Annotated in this window: 14 protein-coding genes; 4 read left to right on the top strand and 10 right to left on the bottom strand. The window is 62.6% G+C overall.

What is annotated here, in order from left to right:
* Positions 1 to 5: 5 nt before the first annotated feature.
* Genes M8Q45_RS18885 through M8Q45_RS18865 form a run of 5 tightly spaced genes read right to left on the bottom strand, consistent with a single transcriptional unit; the run spans position 6 to position 5,385 of the window.
* Positions 6 to 1,010, bottom strand: coding sequence for an AAA family ATPase (locus tag M8Q45_RS18885; protein WP_249875942.1), 1,005 nt, complete (start codon positions 1,008 to 1,010; stop codon positions 6 to 8).
* Entirely contained in the window at positions 1,007 to 2,170 is a 1,164-nt protein-coding gene (locus M8Q45_RS18880; RefSeq protein ID WP_249875941.1) for a DUF4350 domain-containing protein, read from the bottom strand. Before M8Q45_RS18880 ends, M8Q45_RS18885 begins: the two co-directional genes overlap by 4 nt.
* Entirely contained in the window at positions 2,167 to 3,702 is a 1,536-nt protein-coding gene (locus M8Q45_RS18875; protein WP_249875940.1) for a DUF4129 domain-containing protein, read from the bottom strand. Before M8Q45_RS18875 ends, M8Q45_RS18880 begins: the two co-directional genes overlap by 4 nt.
* Positions 3,689 to 4,663, bottom strand: a complete 975-nt coding sequence (locus tag M8Q45_RS18870; RefSeq protein ID WP_249875939.1) for a stage II sporulation protein M — start codon at positions 4,661 to 4,663, stop codon at positions 3,689 to 3,691. The genes M8Q45_RS18875 and M8Q45_RS18870 overlap by 14 nt, the downstream gene beginning before the upstream one ends.
* Positions 4,660 to 5,385 carry an RDD family protein gene (locus tag M8Q45_RS18865; RefSeq protein WP_249875938.1) on the bottom strand — a complete coding sequence of 242 codons (726 nt, stop codon included), beginning with the start codon at positions 5,383 to 5,385 and terminating at the stop codon, positions 4,660 to 4,662. The genes M8Q45_RS18870 and M8Q45_RS18865 overlap by 4 nt, the downstream gene beginning before the upstream one ends.
* Positions 5,386 to 5,569: 184 nt before the next feature.
* Between M8Q45_RS18865 and sbcB the strand changes: the two genes are divergently transcribed.
* Positions 5,570 to 6,997, top strand: coding sequence for an exodeoxyribonuclease I (gene sbcB, locus M8Q45_RS18860; protein WP_249875937.1), 1,428 nt, complete (start codon positions 5,570 to 5,572; stop codon positions 6,995 to 6,997).
* A gap of 119 nt (positions 6,998 to 7,116) precedes the next feature.
* On the opposite strand, the gene mvaT is transcribed toward sbcB, so the two are convergent.
* A complete protein-coding gene (mvaT, locus tag M8Q45_RS18855) occupies positions 7,117 to 7,494 on the bottom strand; it encodes a histone-like nucleoid-structuring protein MvaT (RefSeq protein WP_249875936.1) in 378 nt (125 codons plus the stop codon).
* A gap of 307 nt (positions 7,495 to 7,801) precedes the next feature.
* On the opposite strand from mvaT, the gene purU reads away from it, so the two are divergent.
* Together purU and M8Q45_RS18845 are read left to right on the top strand one after the other, a co-directional pair.
* Complete coding sequence (gene purU, locus M8Q45_RS18850) at positions 7,802 to 8,650, top strand: formyltetrahydrofolate deformylase (RefSeq protein ID WP_249875935.1); 849 nt, start codon at positions 7,802 to 7,804, stop codon at positions 8,648 to 8,650.
* A gap of 214 nt (positions 8,651 to 8,864) precedes the next feature.
* The gene (locus M8Q45_RS18845; RefSeq protein ID WP_249875934.1) at positions 8,865 to 9,044 is read left to right on the top strand and encodes a hypothetical protein; all 180 of its coding nucleotides are present in this window, start codon (positions 8,865 to 8,867) and stop codon (positions 9,042 to 9,044) included.
* Positions 9,045 to 9,048: 4 nt separating this feature from the next.
* On the opposite strand, the gene gpgF is transcribed toward M8Q45_RS18845, so the two are convergent.
* The 3 genes from gpgF to gpgS are packed head-to-tail and all read right to left on the bottom strand — an operon-like array spanning position 9,049 to position 11,946.
* Positions 9,049 to 10,044: a glucosaminyl phosphatidylglycerol flippase gene (gpgF, locus tag M8Q45_RS18840; protein WP_249875933.1), complete on the bottom strand. Its 996-nt coding sequence runs from the start codon at positions 10,042 to 10,044 to the stop codon at positions 9,049 to 9,051.
* The gene (gene gpgD, locus M8Q45_RS18835; RefSeq protein ID WP_502940357.1) at positions 10,041 to 10,814 is read right to left on the bottom strand and encodes an N-acetylglucosaminyl phosphatidylglycerol deacetylase; all 774 of its coding nucleotides are present in this window, start codon (positions 10,812 to 10,814) and stop codon (positions 10,041 to 10,043) included. Before gpgD ends, gpgF begins: the two co-directional genes overlap by 4 nt.
* Before the next feature lie 10 nt (positions 10,815 to 10,824).
* A complete protein-coding gene (gene gpgS / locus M8Q45_RS18830; RefSeq protein ID WP_249875932.1) occupies positions 10,825 to 11,946 on the bottom strand; it encodes an N-acetylglucosaminyl phosphatidylglycerol synthase in 1,122 nt (373 codons plus the stop codon).
* A 389-nt stretch (positions 11,947 to 12,335) separates the two neighbouring features.
* Between gpgS and M8Q45_RS18825 the strand changes: the two genes are divergently transcribed.
* The gene (locus M8Q45_RS18825; protein WP_249875931.1) at positions 12,336 to 13,823 is read left to right on the top strand and encodes a helicase HerA-like domain-containing protein; all 1,488 of its coding nucleotides are present in this window, start codon (positions 12,336 to 12,338) and stop codon (positions 13,821 to 13,823) included.
* A gap of 139 nt (positions 13,824 to 13,962) precedes the next feature.
* On the opposite strand, the gene M8Q45_RS18820 is transcribed toward M8Q45_RS18825, so the two are convergent.
* A complete protein-coding gene (locus M8Q45_RS18820; RefSeq protein ID WP_249875930.1) occupies positions 13,963 to 14,418 on the bottom strand; it encodes a DUF721 domain-containing protein in 456 nt (151 codons plus the stop codon).
* Positions 14,419 to 14,491 lie beyond the last annotated feature (73 nt).

The raw sequence follows: 14,491 nt of genomic DNA, 5'->3' as shown, positions 1-14,491 counted from the left end.
GATGTTCACAACCGTGGCGCCGACACTTGATCGAGCAACTGCCCCAGCACCTGATCCACCGAAAGCCCCTCGATATCCAGCTCCGGCGCCAGCCGCACGCGATGGCGCAGCACGGCCAGGGCGCAGCCCTTGATGTCGTCCGGCACCACGAACTCGCCGCCGCGCAACAAGGCCCGGGCGCGGGCGCAACGGACCAGGGCGATCGAGGCGCGGGGCCCGGCGCCGATCGTCAGGCCTGGCCAGGTGCGGGTGGCACGGGCCAGGCGCACGGCATAATCGAGCACCTGGTCGTCCATCGGCAGGTCGCTGGCGATGCGTTGCAGCGCTTGCACGTCCTTGGCCTGCAATACCGTGCGCAACGGTTGCACATCGAGCATGTCGGCGCGGGTCGAGCGGCTGACCTGGCGCACCATGTCCAGTTCCTGGTCGGCATCGGGGTAGTCCATGCGGACCTTGAGCATGAAGCGGTCGAGCTCGGCTTCCGGCAGCGGGTAGGTGCCTTCCTGTTCGATCGGGTTCTGGGTGGCGAGCACCATGAACGGCTGGGCGATCGGCAATGCGCGGCCTTCGAGGGTGACCTGGCGCTCCTGCATGGCTTCGAGCAGCGCCGCCTGGGTCTTGGCCGGCGCGCGGTTGATCTCGTCGGCCAACAACAGGTTGGTGAACACCGGGCCCTTGCGCAGCTTGAATTGCTCGGTCTGCAAGTCGTACACCGCGTGGCCGGTGACGTCGCTGGGCATCAGGTCGGGCGTGAACTGGATACGCGCGAACTCCCCGCCGAAACAGCGGGCCAGGGCGCGCACCAGCAGCGTCTTGCCCAGCCCCGGCACGCCTTCGAGCAGGACATGGCCGCCGGCGATCAGCGCCGTGAGCACATCGTCGATCACCGCGACCTGGCCGACCACGGCCTTGTGCAGCTCGGTGCGGATCGCCTGGGCCAGTTGACTGGCGCGCTGGCGTTGCTGGGCGGCATGGGCCTGGCCGTCTGAAGGTTCGTTCTGTTCAGTCATAAGGCATTCCTGAGGGTTTGCAAAAGGGCGACCTGGCGGCAGAACTCGGCGCTGGACAGGCGTTGTTTCGGTCGAGGGCTGAGGGCCTGGCTGATGGCACGCGTAGGCTGTCGGGTCAGGCGGGCGAGCACTTGCCATTGTTCGGCGACGACCAGTTGTTCGAAACCGGGATGAAGCTGGCGCGCCCGACGCATGACATCCTGCTGCAGGGTCTGCAGCAGGTGGTGCTGGCCGCTGTGACGCAGGTGGAAGGCGGCGCTGGCTTGCAGGTGCTCCTGCAGTTGGCGCCGGGCCTTGGACGCCGGTTGTTGCAGCGGGCCATGACGCACCGCCGAGCGCCAGAGCCAAAGGGCAATCAAGGCCAGAAGCGCCACGATGGCTTGGGGAAAGTAGCGCAGCAGCAGGGTCAGCAGGTTGTCATGGTCGGTATTGAACAGCAGCGTCACGTCCGTGTCGGCGCTCAGGTACCAGAGCAGCCAGGCATTGTCATACTGGTCGATGTGATCGTTTTTCCACAGCTCGGCATCGGTGAGCACGGTGATCGTGCCCTGGCCGTAGTTCAGTTGCATCAAGTGGGTCGACGCCTCGCTGTTGGCCCACGCCTGGGCGAGGTTCAGCGGGTCTTCAAGGTGGAAGTCCGTGTCGAAGCCGAGGTAGGCCGGCGCCTCTTCGTCTTCCAGGTACAGTTTCGTCAACTCGGGGTGAGGATCCTTGATCAGCTCCGGCTCCGGTGCCTTGAGGTCCTTGCTCAGCAGTTGGCGCAGGCGCACGCGGTCCAGCAGCAGGTCGCCGCTGCTGTTTGTGCTGTCGTCCCACAAGGCTTCGGCGACAAACAGCAGTCGGCCGCCGGCGCGGGTCCAGTTCATCACTTGGTCGACGCTCCGTGGCGTCATGTTGCTTCGCTCACCCAACAGCAACAGTGTGCGTTGGCGCGGTTCCAGCGTCGGCAGGACGTCCAGGCTGTTGGCGTGCTCGACCTTGATGCCTTGCTGGCGCAAATAATGTTCCGCGGCCAGGTAAGGATTGGCCTGGGCTTCAGGGGACGGGCCGTGCTCGATGACCTCTTGGTACGGCACGGCTTTCACGTACATGAAAATCGCCAACACACCGCCCAGCGCGGCAACCAGGGCGCCGACCAGCCATCCCGCGCGCCGGCTCATCGGGATGCTCCCGGACCGAACAACCCGCGCCAGCCATCGCACAGTTCCTGTTGCAGATGAGCCGGTGGCGGCCGGTGTCCGTAGGCAACGTTTTGCCAGTGCAGGGTCAGGTTCGTGCTGAAAGCCATCAGCTGTTCCTGCTGGAGTTGTCCGACACGTTGCAATACCTGGCCTTCGGTGTCGGACGGTTTCAATGGGATGCCGAACCCATGGTGCAATCGGCTGAGCAGGGCCCGATAGAGCAGCCCCAATGCCTCTCGGGGCGCGCTGGACCACAATTGTTCGGCGCTGCTCGCCACGTCGTCCGGCAGGCTTTCTTCGCGGATATCCAGGCCGAACATCCGTGCTGGCGTCGGCCGTTCCATCACCTGGCCCTTCGCTGGTCGCCGGTTCACCAGGGCATTGAGCCTTTCCCGATAACGCCAAGCCAACCAGGCGACCGCACCCACCAGGGCGGCCCAGAGCAATACCTGGATCAGCGCAGCGACGGTTTCGAAGCGTTTGGCGCTCCAGTTGAACATCGATTTGAGCCAACCCGGGGCTTCGTCGGCCTCGGCCGGCTCAGGAGCCTCTTTGCCAAAGCGATAGCGCGTTACGGTTTCCGGGTTCTTGAAGGGCGGGGCGTCGAGGATGGCCTTGATGCTTTCGCGAGAAGCTTCGCTGGTGACGGGCTGGTTCAGCAGGCGAGGGCTGTCGGGTGCGGTGCCGTCTTCGGCGGCCCAGGCGGGTGGCGCCAGCGGCAGCAGCATCACCGCCGCCAGCATCAGCAGCGGGGCGACCGCACTCAGGCGCTGGCGCAGGCGGCGGAACACCAGTTCGATGTCCCAGGCTTCGAGAATCGTCCGTCGATTCAAGTAGAGGCTGAAGCCGCAGGCGACGTAGATCGGCTCCCAGACAATCAGCAGCAACGGATAAAGGAAATTGAGCAGGTGTTCGAGCCACAGCCAGTCGTGCTCGGCGACGGCGACCAGGGTTTGCCAGTCCCATTCCAGTTCGACTTGTTGCGGCACGAACAGGTAGAACAAGGCCATCAGGCCAAACCACAAGGCCGTTTCCAGATGCACGCCGATGATGGTCAACCACTGCGCCGCGCCGCCGTTGCGTTGCAGCAACACGCGCAAGCGCTGTTCCCGCGCCTCCCCGGCGAGCCCTTCGAGTTGCACGACAGGCATCAGGAAGCTTCGGCTCAGGCTCAGCCGGCGCCAGGTCAGGCTGGCCAGCAACTGCGGCTTGAGCAGCGCCGGCCATTGGCGCAAGGCCTGTTTCAAGGTGGGGGACTCGCCAAACAACGCCTTGGAGACGATGTACAGGGGAAGGCGGTCAAACGCTGGTTTCAGCCACCAGAACACAAACACCACCAGGGACGGTGAATCCCACAGCAGCAGGCTCAGCAGCGCATACACCGGCAGTGTGACGATGGCCCAACTGGTCATCAGCAGCCGTCGATGTTGCTGGGCCATCAGGACACCGAGGTCCATGGCTTCCCATGTGGTGCGCGGTCGGATGGTTACGGTGACGTCACTCAGGCGCATGCTGGCCTCGCCCGGCAAACAGCAGGTAACCCAGCACCAACAGCCACAACAGCGTACCGACGGTGTACTTGGTGGCGGTGGTCACTGCGCTGGAGGACCAATAGGCCTCGATGAACGCGGCGATGAGCAGGAAGAGGATCACGCCGCCGATCATCAACACGCTTTTACCGGCGGCGAGTCGCAAGGCTTCGCCCCGGGTGAGGCGCCCCGGTGCGATGAGTGACCAGCCCAATTGCAGGCCTGCGGCACCGGCCAGGACAATGGCGGTGAGTTCAAAGGCACCGTGGCCGATCACGAATGACCAGAACGTCCCGCCCGAACCGATCTGGGTCAGGTGCCCGGCCACCGCGCCAATGGTCAGGCCGTTGAAGAACAGGAAGAACGCGCTGCCCAGGCCAAACAGCAAGCCGCTGGCGAAGGTCTGAAAGGCAATGCCGATGTTGTGCATGATGTAATAGCCGAACATGACCCAGTCTTCGCTGGCGGCCCGCTCGATCGAACGCCCCAGATGCCCGGCCGCCGGGTCGTACATGCTGCGGATCTGGCTGATTTCTTCGACGCCCAGCAGGCTGTAGACCAGCTCCGGAAACAGGTAGACCAACAAGCCGATGCCGGCCAGGCTGCCCAGGAACATCAGGCCGGCCGCCAGTACGAATCGCCATTGTTCACGGACCAGGCGCGGGAAGCCTGCAAGGATGAACGCCGACAAGCTCGCCGTTGGCCGACTGCGGTCACGGTAGAGCTGTTGGTGGCCGCGCAGCGCCAGTTGTTGCAAGGTGTCCACCAGCAAGCTGCTGTAGCCCCGCGCCTGGGCCAGCGCCAGGTGATGGCAAAGCCGTCGATAGACGTGGGGGAAGTCGCTGCTGTGGGCTCCGTTGCGGCTGCGCTCCAACTGGTCGAGCAGGCGGGACAGGTGTTCCCATTCCCCTTGGTGGCGACTTTCGAACAGGCTTTGCTTCATGTCGGCCCCAGCAGGCCGCGGGCGATGCCATTCAGTTCGGCCACGGCGCCGGTGGGGTGCACCTTCAGCGGGACGGCCAGGATCGTTGCCAATTCAGTGACCCGTGCTCCGGACAGTTCGCCCTGGCGTTCGGCGAAACCCAGCACGGCGCGTTGTTCGGCCAGGCCCAGGGCAAAAGGCGGACGTATCGCTCGGGCAGTTGGCAACTCGGGGCGCTTGACCGGTTGCTCGCGATAGACCACCAGCGTGCCGGCGGCCAGGTCGCCGAGGCGTTTGAAGGTTGGATGTTGCAGGCAACTGATCGCGCCGAAGGCATAGCCAAAGGGCAGCATGTCGACGAAACGCAGCAGGTTGCGGATCAACGAGGCGGACCAGCCGATCGGCCTGCCGTCGTCCTGCACCACGCGCAACCCCATCATTTGCTTGCCCGGGGAGCGGCCCTGGTTGAACAGTTCGAACAGCACCATGTACCACCAGCTGATGACGAACAGCAGGATCGATCCCAGGCCGATGCCCAGTTCGCCGAAAAACGCCAGGACAAAAAACAGCAACCCCAGCACCAGCCCGCGTATGCCCAGGTCGATGGCGAAGGCCAGCGCACGGGGCATCAGCCCCGCCGGGCGCAGTGGCAGGTCAATGCCTTCGGGTGTTTCGACCTGGTAGCGCGTGTCCAGTGGCGGCGGCAGCGGCGCGTTCCTTTGCAGTGCTGGTGTCTCGAGCATGGGCAACCTGTGATGGGCCGTTCGAACGTTCGATCTCGGCCCAGATGCTAGCAGTCTTCGTGCGGGCGCACGATACAACTGTTTGTGTCATTTCATGCGCTGCAACAGGATCGCTGGCGGAAACGGTGGCGGGTGTCGGGTTCGAACGCCTAGACTTCGCCAGTCTTCAGCTCAGGAACCCACCGTGACTTCCATCTTCTGGTACGACTACGAGACCACCGGCATCAATCCGCGTTGCGACCGGCCCTTGCAAGTGGCGGGGATCCGTACCGATTTCGAACTCAACGAAATCGACGCGCCGGTGAACCTCTACTGCCGGCCCAGCGATGACATCCTGCCGCATCCGGCCGCCTGTGCGATCACCGGGATCACCCCGGCGCAACTGGCGGAAAAAGGCTTGAGCGAAGCCGATTTCATGACCCGCGTCCACGCGCAACTGGCTGCCCCCGGAACCTGCGGCGCGGGCTACAACACCTTGCGCTTCGACGATGAAATGACCCGCTACAGCCTGTACCGGAATTTTTTCGATCCGTACGCGCGGGAGTGGCAGGGCGGTAACAGCCGCTGGGACCTGATCGACCTGGTGCGCGCCGCCTATGCCTTGCGCCCCGAGGGCATTGCCTGGCCACAAGAGGATGGCCGCGTCACCCTCAAGCTCGAACGCCTGACCGCTGCCAACGGCATCGACCACGGCCAGGCCCATGATGCGTTGTCGGATGTGCGCGCGACGATTGCCCTGGCTCGGTTGATCCGCGAGAAACAACCACGGCTCTATGACTGGTTGTTCCAGTTGCGCAGCAAACAGAAGGTGCTGGACCAGATTCGCCTGTTGCAGCCGATGGTGCATATATCCGGGCGTTTTTCGGCGGCGCGAAACTACATCGGCGTGGTGCTGCCGCTGGCCTGGCATCCGAAGAACCGCAACGCCTTGATCGTCTGCGACTTGCACCTGGATCCCCAGGGCTTGCTGGACCATGATGCGCAGATCCTGCGTCAACGGTTGTACACCCGCCGCGAAGAGCTGCTCGACGGCGAACTGCCGGTGCCCCTCAAACTCATTCACATCAACAAGTGCCCGGTGGTTGCGCCACTGGCTGTCCTGCGCGCCGAGGACCAACTACGGCTGCAGCTGGACATGGAGGGCGTTCGGGAGCGGGCGCTGCGGCTAACTGACGCACAGCACGTCTGGCAGGGCAAACTCCAGACTATTTACGGGCAGGAAGATTTCACCGCCAGCGAAGATCCCGAGCAGCAGTTATATGCGGGGTTTCTGGGGGATAGAGATCGTCGTTTATGTGAGCAAGTTCGCATGGCGGATCCGGCTCAATTGGCACAAGGGCATTGGCCTTTTGACGATGAGCGACTGCCGGAATTATTGTTTCGATATCGTGCCCGCAATTTCCCGGACACCTTGGATCCAGAAGAGCAGGCGCGTTGGAAACTATTTTGCCAGCAACGCCTGTCGTCCCCGGAGTGGGGCGCACCTAATACGTTGAACAGTTTCGATGAGGCAATGGCAGAGTGGCTGGGGCTCTCTACATCATTGCAGCAAGAGGTACTGATGCAGTGGCAAGGCTACAGCCAACAATTACGTAAGCGTTTCAGCCTTTGAATTGCCACGCTGCGATTCAAGCCCTGGGGGGTTAAACGAAGGTATAAAAAAACGCCAGCTATGGCTGGCGTTTTTTGCTTGGTAAGCTTCGCGTAAAGCGCGATGCCGGCTGGCGAGGCTTAGCCCAGCAGGGTTGCCCAGCCTTCTACCACGTCACCGCCCCACTTGGCTTTCCACTCTTTCAGTGTCTTGTGGTTGCCACCTTTGGTTTCGATGACTTCGCCGTTATGCGGGTTTTTGTACTGCTTAACTTTGCGAGCGCGTTTGGTGCCAGTAGTTTTTGCAGCGCCACGAGGGGCTTTGCTCGATTTGGCTTCTGGGTCCAGCAGGGCAATGATATCGCGCAGGGACTTGGAGTATTCGCCCATCAGAGTGCGCAGTTTGCCTTCGAATTCCAGTTCTTTTTGCAGTTTGTCGTCTTCCGACAGATTTTTCAGGCGAGCTTGCAGTTCTTTGATGGCTTCTTCTGTAGCGCGGTATTCGTTGATCAGGGACATGGGGACTACCTTATGTAGGACGCGGGTGACAAGGACACTGTGAAGCAATAGTAATCAGACAGTTTCATCAAGTAAACATTTAACCCGTGTTTATTTAGTTAAATAGTGCAGTGTCACAAAATGGTCGGTGCAATAAGTAAGGTGATTGGCGTTCACATCTGTTCACACACATATAGCGGTGCCACCGTAGGCCAGGCCATTTCCAGCCTTGGCTGATCGCGGAGAGGGTGCTGGTGTCATCAGTACTGCAGTTTTGCCGCACAGTGGCTAGAATGGCCGCCTTTGCGAAAGTTCTGGAGTTTCCCTAATGCGCACTTTTCGGCTGGTGATCGCTTGCCCGGACCGCGTCGGTATCGTTGCTAAAGTCAGTAACTTTCTGGCGTCCCATAACGGTTGGATCACTGAGGCAAGCCATCATTCGGACAATCAGAGTGGCTGGTTCTTCATGCGTCACGAGATCCGTGCTGACTCGCTGCCCTTCGGCATCGACGCCTTTCGCGAGGCGTTCGCTCCCATCGCCGAAGAGTTTTCGATGGATTGGCGCATCACCGATACCGCACAGAAGAAACGCGTGGTGCTGATGGCCAGTCGTGAGTCTCACTGCCTGGCTGACTTGCTGCACCGCTGGCACAGCGATGAGCTCGATTGCGACATCGCCTGCGTGATTTCCAACCATGACGACTTGCGCAGCATGGTGGAGTGGCATGGCATCCCGTACTACCACGTGCCGGTCAATCCGCAGGACAAGCAACCGGCGTTCGCCGAAGTCTCGCGCCTGGTCAAGCAGCATGATGCCGAGGTGGTGGTGCTGGCACGCTACATGCAAATCCTGCCACCGTCCCTGTGCAGCGAATACGCGCACAAAGTCATCAACATCCACCACAGTTTCCTGCCGTCGTTCGTGGGTGCGAAGCCGTATCACCAGGCTTCGATGCGCGGCGTGAAGCTGATCGGCGCGACGTGCCACTACGTGACCGAGGAGCTGGACGCCGGCCCGATCATCGAGCAGGACGTGGTGCGCGTCAGCCACAGTGACAGCATTGAGGACATGGTGCGATTCGGTCGCGACGTGGAGAAGATGGTGTTGGCGCGCGGCTTGCGTTATCACCTTGAAGACCGCGTGTTGGTGCACGGCAACAAGACCGTCGTATTCTGATCCCACGCAGAACCCCGTGGCGAGGGCGCTTGCTCCCGCAGCGGTTGTAGGAGCTGGCGAAGGCTCGGGCCGCGTTCGGACGGTCTTTTGATCTTTGGTTGAGACTCAAGCGTCAGGTAAAAGATCGCAGCCTCGCTTCTCTCGGCAGCTCCTACAACAACCTCGCGGGAGCAAGCGCTCCCGCCACGATTAGCCTTGAGGAGCAAGTTAAGCCATGACCGATCCCTTGGACAAAGCCACCGCGAAAGCTCCGCCAACCGTGGGCGAGGGCTGCCTGAGCCGCTACGATCCCGAGGCGTTGAGCCCCGAGGACGGCACCGAATTTCCCGATGCCGCAAAGCTCTGGGAAGATTTGCACAAGCAATCCCAGGACGACTCCGAACCCAAGCGGTGAGCGGTCACGCCTGCCGCAGCCTGATCAGCTTCTTGATCAACGGTCGCCCGACCACCATGAAGAACACCGGCCCTCCGGCCAGCAGATAGAAGTAATACGTCACCGCCCGCCAGATCAGAATCGCCGCCGCCGCGGTGGATTTGCCCACCATGGGCGCGAGCAATGCCGCCGAAGTCAACTCCGCCGCTCCGGCGCCGCCCGGTAGCAGGCTGAACTGTCCTGCGCTCAGGGACAGCATCTGGATCAGGAAACTCCAGGCCCATTGCAAATCCGCCCCCAGCCCTTTCAATGCCAGATAGAGCACGCTGTAGCGCAGCGCCCAATGCAGGCACGTCAGGCCGAACACCTGGCACAACGTCTGTCGAGGCAGCTTCAGCGTGTCGGTAAACGCCGCCAGGAAGTGCAGGATCTTGCGTCCCCAGCGCCGGCGCGTGGTGGAGCGTACACGCAGATGGCGCAGCAACCGTGCGCCTACCAGAATCAGCCGACGATGGTAGCGCGCCACGAACCCGCAGCAGAGCAGGCCGCCGAACAATGACACGGCACTCAGCGCCAGCATCCATTCCAGGCGTTGACTGAGATTCTGGAACAGCGCGTAGAACAGGATGCCCAACAGGGCGCAGAGGAAAAACAGCAAGTCACTCAACTGATCCATGGCAAACACGGCGCTGCCATGGGCCGGGCGCACGCCGTTGCGCGCCAGCAGGGCCATCAGGGTCAACGGTCCACCGCTGCCGCCGGGCGTCGCGCACATGGCGAACTCGGTGGACATGACCACGCCCATGCTTTTGAGGCCACCGATGCGTTCGCGATGTTCCCCCAGCAACAAGCGCAGGCGCACTGAATTCAAGCCCCAGCAGAGTACGATCATGCCGAGCATGACCAGCAGCAGCGACAAGGGAAAACGCTGCACCCGCGCCCACATTTCCCCGCCGCCCACCAGCATCGGCACCAGCAACGCGATGAGCAGGGCAGCGACGAGCCAGACCAGGCGCTTCATGCGGCGTGACTGACCCGCAGGCCCTGGGTTGCCAGCCAGCCGGCCTTGGTCATGGGCACGCGGCCATCCTCGAGCAGGCGTGCCAAAGTGCGTAGCCAATAATCCCGGGAGAAGTCGTGGCGCATGTCCACCGGGTGCAGGCCCAGGCGGATCACCGGTGCCTGGCGCCAGCGCTGTTCCCGTTGGTCGCTGATGATTTTCGACAGTCCCCGGCGCCAGGCATTGCGGGCGCTCCAGACCAGCCCTGGGGCATCGATGGGAGAGAAGTCCGGCAAACGATAGAGGTGCTGGGTATCGCTGGTGTAACGCAAGGGCAACTGGCGCAAAGCCCGGCGAGTGCCTTCGCTCATCAACCAGGCTGGGGCGACGAAACCCTCCAGCGGCCATTGGTAACGCTGGAAAAGCTCGATGCCCGCATGCAGGCGGGCGAGGGCGGCCTCCTCGGACAGATCATAGAATTCGCCTTCGTGGGTGTAGACCCGGCGCATGAACCAGTCCTTGGGGTGAAGGGCGGGCGGCCCATCGTCGCAATGGTAATAACCGTGCAGGACCAGTTCGTCACCGCGCTCGACCCGGCCGTCGAGCAGGCGCCGGAAACCGGGGTGATCGTCCAGCGCATTGGTGTGGTGAAAGTCCGGCACCACCAGCCAGGTCATCGGGACCTGGCCAAGGGCGTCGACGGCCTCGACGAACGGCTGGTAATCAGGCCAGGTCTGCGGCGCGACGTCGTGAAGCACCAGCAACACGCTGGGAGAGGGATTCATCGTCATCGGTTGCGCCTCACCCATTGGCCAGCATGGGCATCTCTGCGCCAAGCACGCTGTAGTAGTGGCCCAACAGGCTGTTGACCACCGAATCCCAGGCGTAATGCCGTTCCACGTGCCGGCGTGCCCGGGTGCCGCGCTGCTGACAGCCTTCGGCGAACAGTTGCCGCACGGCGTTCGCCATCGCCTGGGGATTGTTCGGCGCGCACAACAGGCCACAGTCTTCGTGGACCAGCTCGCTGAACGCGCCCGCGGCGACCGCCACCACCGGGATGCCGCTGGCCATGGCTTCAAGGATCACCAGGCCGAACGTCTCCTGGTCGCCGGCATGCAGCAGGGCGTCGGCGCTTGCCATCAGCCGGGCGACTTGCGGCGCCGGGCAGAACTCATCGATCACGGTGACGTTGTCCGGCACCACGGCTGGCATGGAGGACCCTACCAGCAGCAGGTGGTAGCGCTCGCCCAGGCGCTTCATGCACTTGAGCAGCACCGGCAGGTTTTTTTCCTTGGAGCCGCGCCCGGCGAAAATCAGCAGGCGGGCATCTTCGGCGATGCCCAGCTCGGCGCGCAGCTCGGGGTCGCGAGCGGCGGGATTGAAGGTTTGTAGATCGACGCCCAAGGGCTGTACATAGACATTCCTGACGCCTAGCCCGGTCAACTTGTCGGCCATGACCTGACTCGGCGCCAGGACCCGGTCGAAGTTGCCGTACAGCTTGCTGACATAGGCCTCGATGTTGGGTGTGAACCAGTTGCCCATGCGGTTGCTGACCAGCAATGGAAGGTCGGAGTGATAAAAACCGATAACGGGCACATCGAGCTGGCGACGGGCATCGAGGGCGGCCCAGGCGGTGAGGTAAGGATCGCCGACTTCAATCAGGTCCGGCTGCAAGTCGCGCAGGACATTGCGCCAGGGCGCCAGGCGAAGCGGGAAGCGATAGCCCTTGCCAAAGGGAAGCGGAGGGGCTGGAACCTTGTAGATCCCGTCCTGCTCACTCATGTGAGCGCCGGGAATCAAGAGGCTGTGGCGGATACCGGGCCGATTGCCCAGGCGCCGGTGCTTGGCATCCAGATAAGTGCGCACGCCTCCACTGGCGGGGGCGTAGAACATGGTTATGTCCGCTATATGCACGATGAACATCCCTCCGGTCTGTGTTCTCCTGTGTTGACCTTTAGTAAGAATAGATGTTCGGTTGGGGTTGCGGTGGCGTAGCGGTGATGCCGAAAGATCATGTGGCTCCCGCCGGCTGTGTAGGAACTATGCAGGAGCTGTGTAGGAGCTGGTAGGAGCTGTCGAGTGAAACGAGGCTGCGATCTTTCCCAAGACACTTGAATCCCAAGCGAAAGACCAAAAGCTCAAAAAGATCGCAGGCTTCGCCAGCTCCTACAGAGTCCAGCGGGAGCAATCTCTGACCACATGAAAACGGTCAAATGCGGTTTTTATTTCCAGCGCCAGGATCTTAATACGCTGGGCATGCTTTTATATAAGCGCGCAAAATGGCGTCATATCGCAAACCCACAGGTGACCAAATGCCTGATTCATCGCAACTCATTATCGGGGCCGACCTGGCCGGCCAACCTGTCGCCCAGGCCATGCGCCTGGCGAACCGTCATGGTCTGGTGGCGGGCGCCACCGGCACAGGCAAGACCGTTACCCTGCAACGCCTGGCCGAAATGTTCAGCGATGCCGGCGTGGCGGTGTTCGCGGCGGACATCAAGGGCGACCTCTGCGGCCTCGGCGCTGCCGGCGCTCCCCAGGGCAAGATCGCCGAGCGCATCGCCGGCATGCCCTGGCTTGGCCACAAGCCCCAGGCTTATCCGGTGACCTTGTGGGACATCCACGGCCAGTCCGGTCATCCGTTGCGCACGACCTTGAGCGAAATGGGCCCGTTGTTGCTCGGCAGCCTGCTGGAGCTCACCGACAGCCAGCAGTCGGCGTTGTACGCGGCGTTCAAGGTGGCCGATCGCGAGGGCCTGTTGCTGCTGGACCTCAAGGACCTGAAGGCACTGCTCAATCACCTCAAGGACAATCCCGAACTGCTCGGCGACGATGCGGCCTTGATGACCACTGGCTCCAGCCAGGCGCTGATGCGGCGCTTGTCGACGCTGGAGCAGCAGGGCGCCGATGCCTTGTTCGGTGAGCCGGCGTTGCAGCTTGAAGACATCCTGCAACCGGCCAGCGATGGGCGTGGTCGGATTCATCTGCTGGACGCCAGCCGCCTGGTCCACGAGGCGCCGAAGGTCTACGCGACGTTCCTGCTCTGGCTGCTGGCGGAGCTGTTCGAGCAACTGCCCGAGCGCGGCGATGCGGACAAGCCTTTGCTCGCACTGTTCTTCGACGAGGCTCATCTGTTGTTCGCCGGTACGCCAAAGGCATTGCAGGATCGCCTGGAGCAAGTGGTGCGGTTGATCCGCTCCAAGGGCGTCGGGGTGTATTTCGTGACCCAGTCGCCAGGCGACCTGCCGGATGATGTGCTGGCGCAGTTGGGGTTGCGCATTCAGCACGGTTTGCGGGCTTTCACTGCCAAGGAACAAAAATCCTTGCGGGCGGTGGCAGAGGGGTTCCGGCCGAACCCGCAATTCGATGCCTTGGCGGTGCTGACGGAGCTGGGCATTGGTGAAGCCCTGGTTGGCACCTTGCAGGAAAAAGGCACGCCGGAAATGGTCCAGCGCGTGCTGGTGGCGCCGCCGCAGTCGCGCATCGGGCCGCTGAGCGAGGCCGAGCGGGCCGGGTTGATTGCCACTTCGCCGTTGCAGGGGCGCTATGACAAACCCATCGATCGCGAGTCGGCCTATGAAGTGTTGATGGGGCGCAAGGGGCTGGAACCCCAGGTGGAGGCGCCGCCGGGCAAGCCGGCGGCGCACGAGCCGAGCTTCACCGAACAGGCCGGGGAATTCCTCGGCACCGCGGCGGGCCAGGCCTTGAAGTCGGCGATGCGCCAGGCGGCCAACCAATTGGGGCGGCAGTTGGTGCGGGGGTTGATGGGGTCGTTGTTGGGGGGCAGCAAGCGGCGTTAGGTCAAGGACCGAGTCGCCCCCTTCGCGAGCAGGCTCGCTCCCACAGGAGATCTTCAGCGGACACAGATTGTGTATCCGCCACGAATCCACTGTGGGAGCGAGCTTGCTCGCGATAGCCCGTTAACAGGCGACGAGAATCTCAATCCTTGGGCCGCGCATGCGCCGCCAATCGCTCCAGCGCCGCCCGCAGGTTGGGGTCGGTGATACCTTCGGCGGTGGCCTGGATAGTCGCCGCCGCGTCAGTCGACAGGTCCAGTGTGTGCCCCTTGGCGCCGGCCTGTACGGTCGGCGGCTGGACCTTGAACAGGATGCGCGTCAGGTTGGCGAATTCTTCGAAAGCCTGCAGTTGACGCAGCAAGCGTTTTTGCTGGTAGCGCAAGCGCGTGGCCCAATGGCCGTCGGTGACGATCAGCAGCAAGCTGCCTTCGCGCCAGGACGCCACATGGCAATGCTCGCGCGCGGCGGGTTGCAACTGGCTGTCCAGCAGGCGTTGCAGATGACCGAGGCGCCGGGCGTGACCGAAGATGGCTTTCAGCGGCTTGGCTTCGCGCAGCAGAACGGCGGGTGCCTTGGCTGGAAGAGGGCGGAAGGCCATGAACTGATACCGCAAATGACAGGAGCGCCATGGTAGCAGAAAGCGCCGGATGCGCCTCGATCCGCTCGTCCCA

The sequence above is a fragment of the Pseudomonas sp. T1.Ur genome (assembly GCF_023516725.1).
Classification (GTDB): domain Bacteria; phylum Pseudomonadota; class Gammaproteobacteria; order Pseudomonadales; family Pseudomonadaceae; genus Aquipseudomonas; species Aquipseudomonas alvandae.
This window is presented reverse-complemented; position numbering and strand designations above follow the sequence as displayed.

What these genes read in the sequence shown, in the direction of transcription:
- mvaT (WP_249875936.1), bottom strand. Translation starts at nt 7,494, where the DNA reads ATGTCCCTGATCAACGAATACCGCGCTACAGAAGAAGCCATCAAAGAA.
- M8Q45_RS18820 (WP_249875930.1), bottom strand. Translation starts at nt 14,418, where the DNA reads ATGGCCTTCCGCCCTCTTCCAGCCAAGGCACCCGCCGTTCTGCTGCGC.
- M8Q45_RS18825 (WP_249875931.1), top strand. Translation starts at nt 12,336, where the DNA reads ATGCCTGATTCATCGCAACTCATTATCGGGGCCGACCTGGCCGGCCAA.
- gpgF (WP_249875933.1), bottom strand. Translation starts at nt 10,044, where the DNA reads ATGAAGCGCCTGGTCTGGCTCGTCGCTGCCCTGCTCATCGCGTTGCTG.
- gpgS (WP_249875932.1), bottom strand. Translation starts at nt 11,946, where the DNA reads ATGTTCATCGTGCATATAGCGGACATAACCATGTTCTACGCCCCCGCC.
- M8Q45_RS18875 (WP_249875940.1), bottom strand. Translation starts at nt 3,702, where the DNA reads ATGCGCCTGAGTGACGTCACCGTAACCATCCGACCGCGCACCACATGG.
- purU (WP_249875935.1), top strand. Translation starts at nt 7,802, where the DNA reads ATGCGCACTTTTCGGCTGGTGATCGCTTGCCCGGACCGCGTCGGTATC.
- M8Q45_RS18880 (WP_249875941.1), bottom strand. Translation starts at nt 2,170, where the DNA reads ATGAGCCGGCGCGCGGGATGGCTGGTCGGCGCCCTGGTTGCCGCGCTG.
- M8Q45_RS18870 (WP_249875939.1), bottom strand. Translation starts at nt 4,663, where the DNA reads ATGAAGCAAAGCCTGTTCGAAAGTCGCCACCAAGGGGAATGGGAACAC.
- M8Q45_RS18885 (WP_249875942.1), bottom strand. Translation starts at nt 1,010, where the DNA reads ATGACTGAACAGAACGAACCTTCAGACGGCCAGGCCCATGCCGCCCAG.
- gpgD (WP_502940357.1), bottom strand. Translation starts at nt 10,814, where the DNA reads ATGACGATGAATCCCTCTCCCAGCGTGTTGCTGGTGCTTCACGACGTC.
- M8Q45_RS18865 (WP_249875938.1), bottom strand. Translation starts at nt 5,385, where the DNA reads ATGCTCGAGACACCAGCACTGCAAAGGAACGCGCCGCTGCCGCCGCCA.
- M8Q45_RS18845 (WP_249875934.1), top strand. Translation starts at nt 8,865, where the DNA reads ATGACCGATCCCTTGGACAAAGCCACCGCGAAAGCTCCGCCAACCGTG.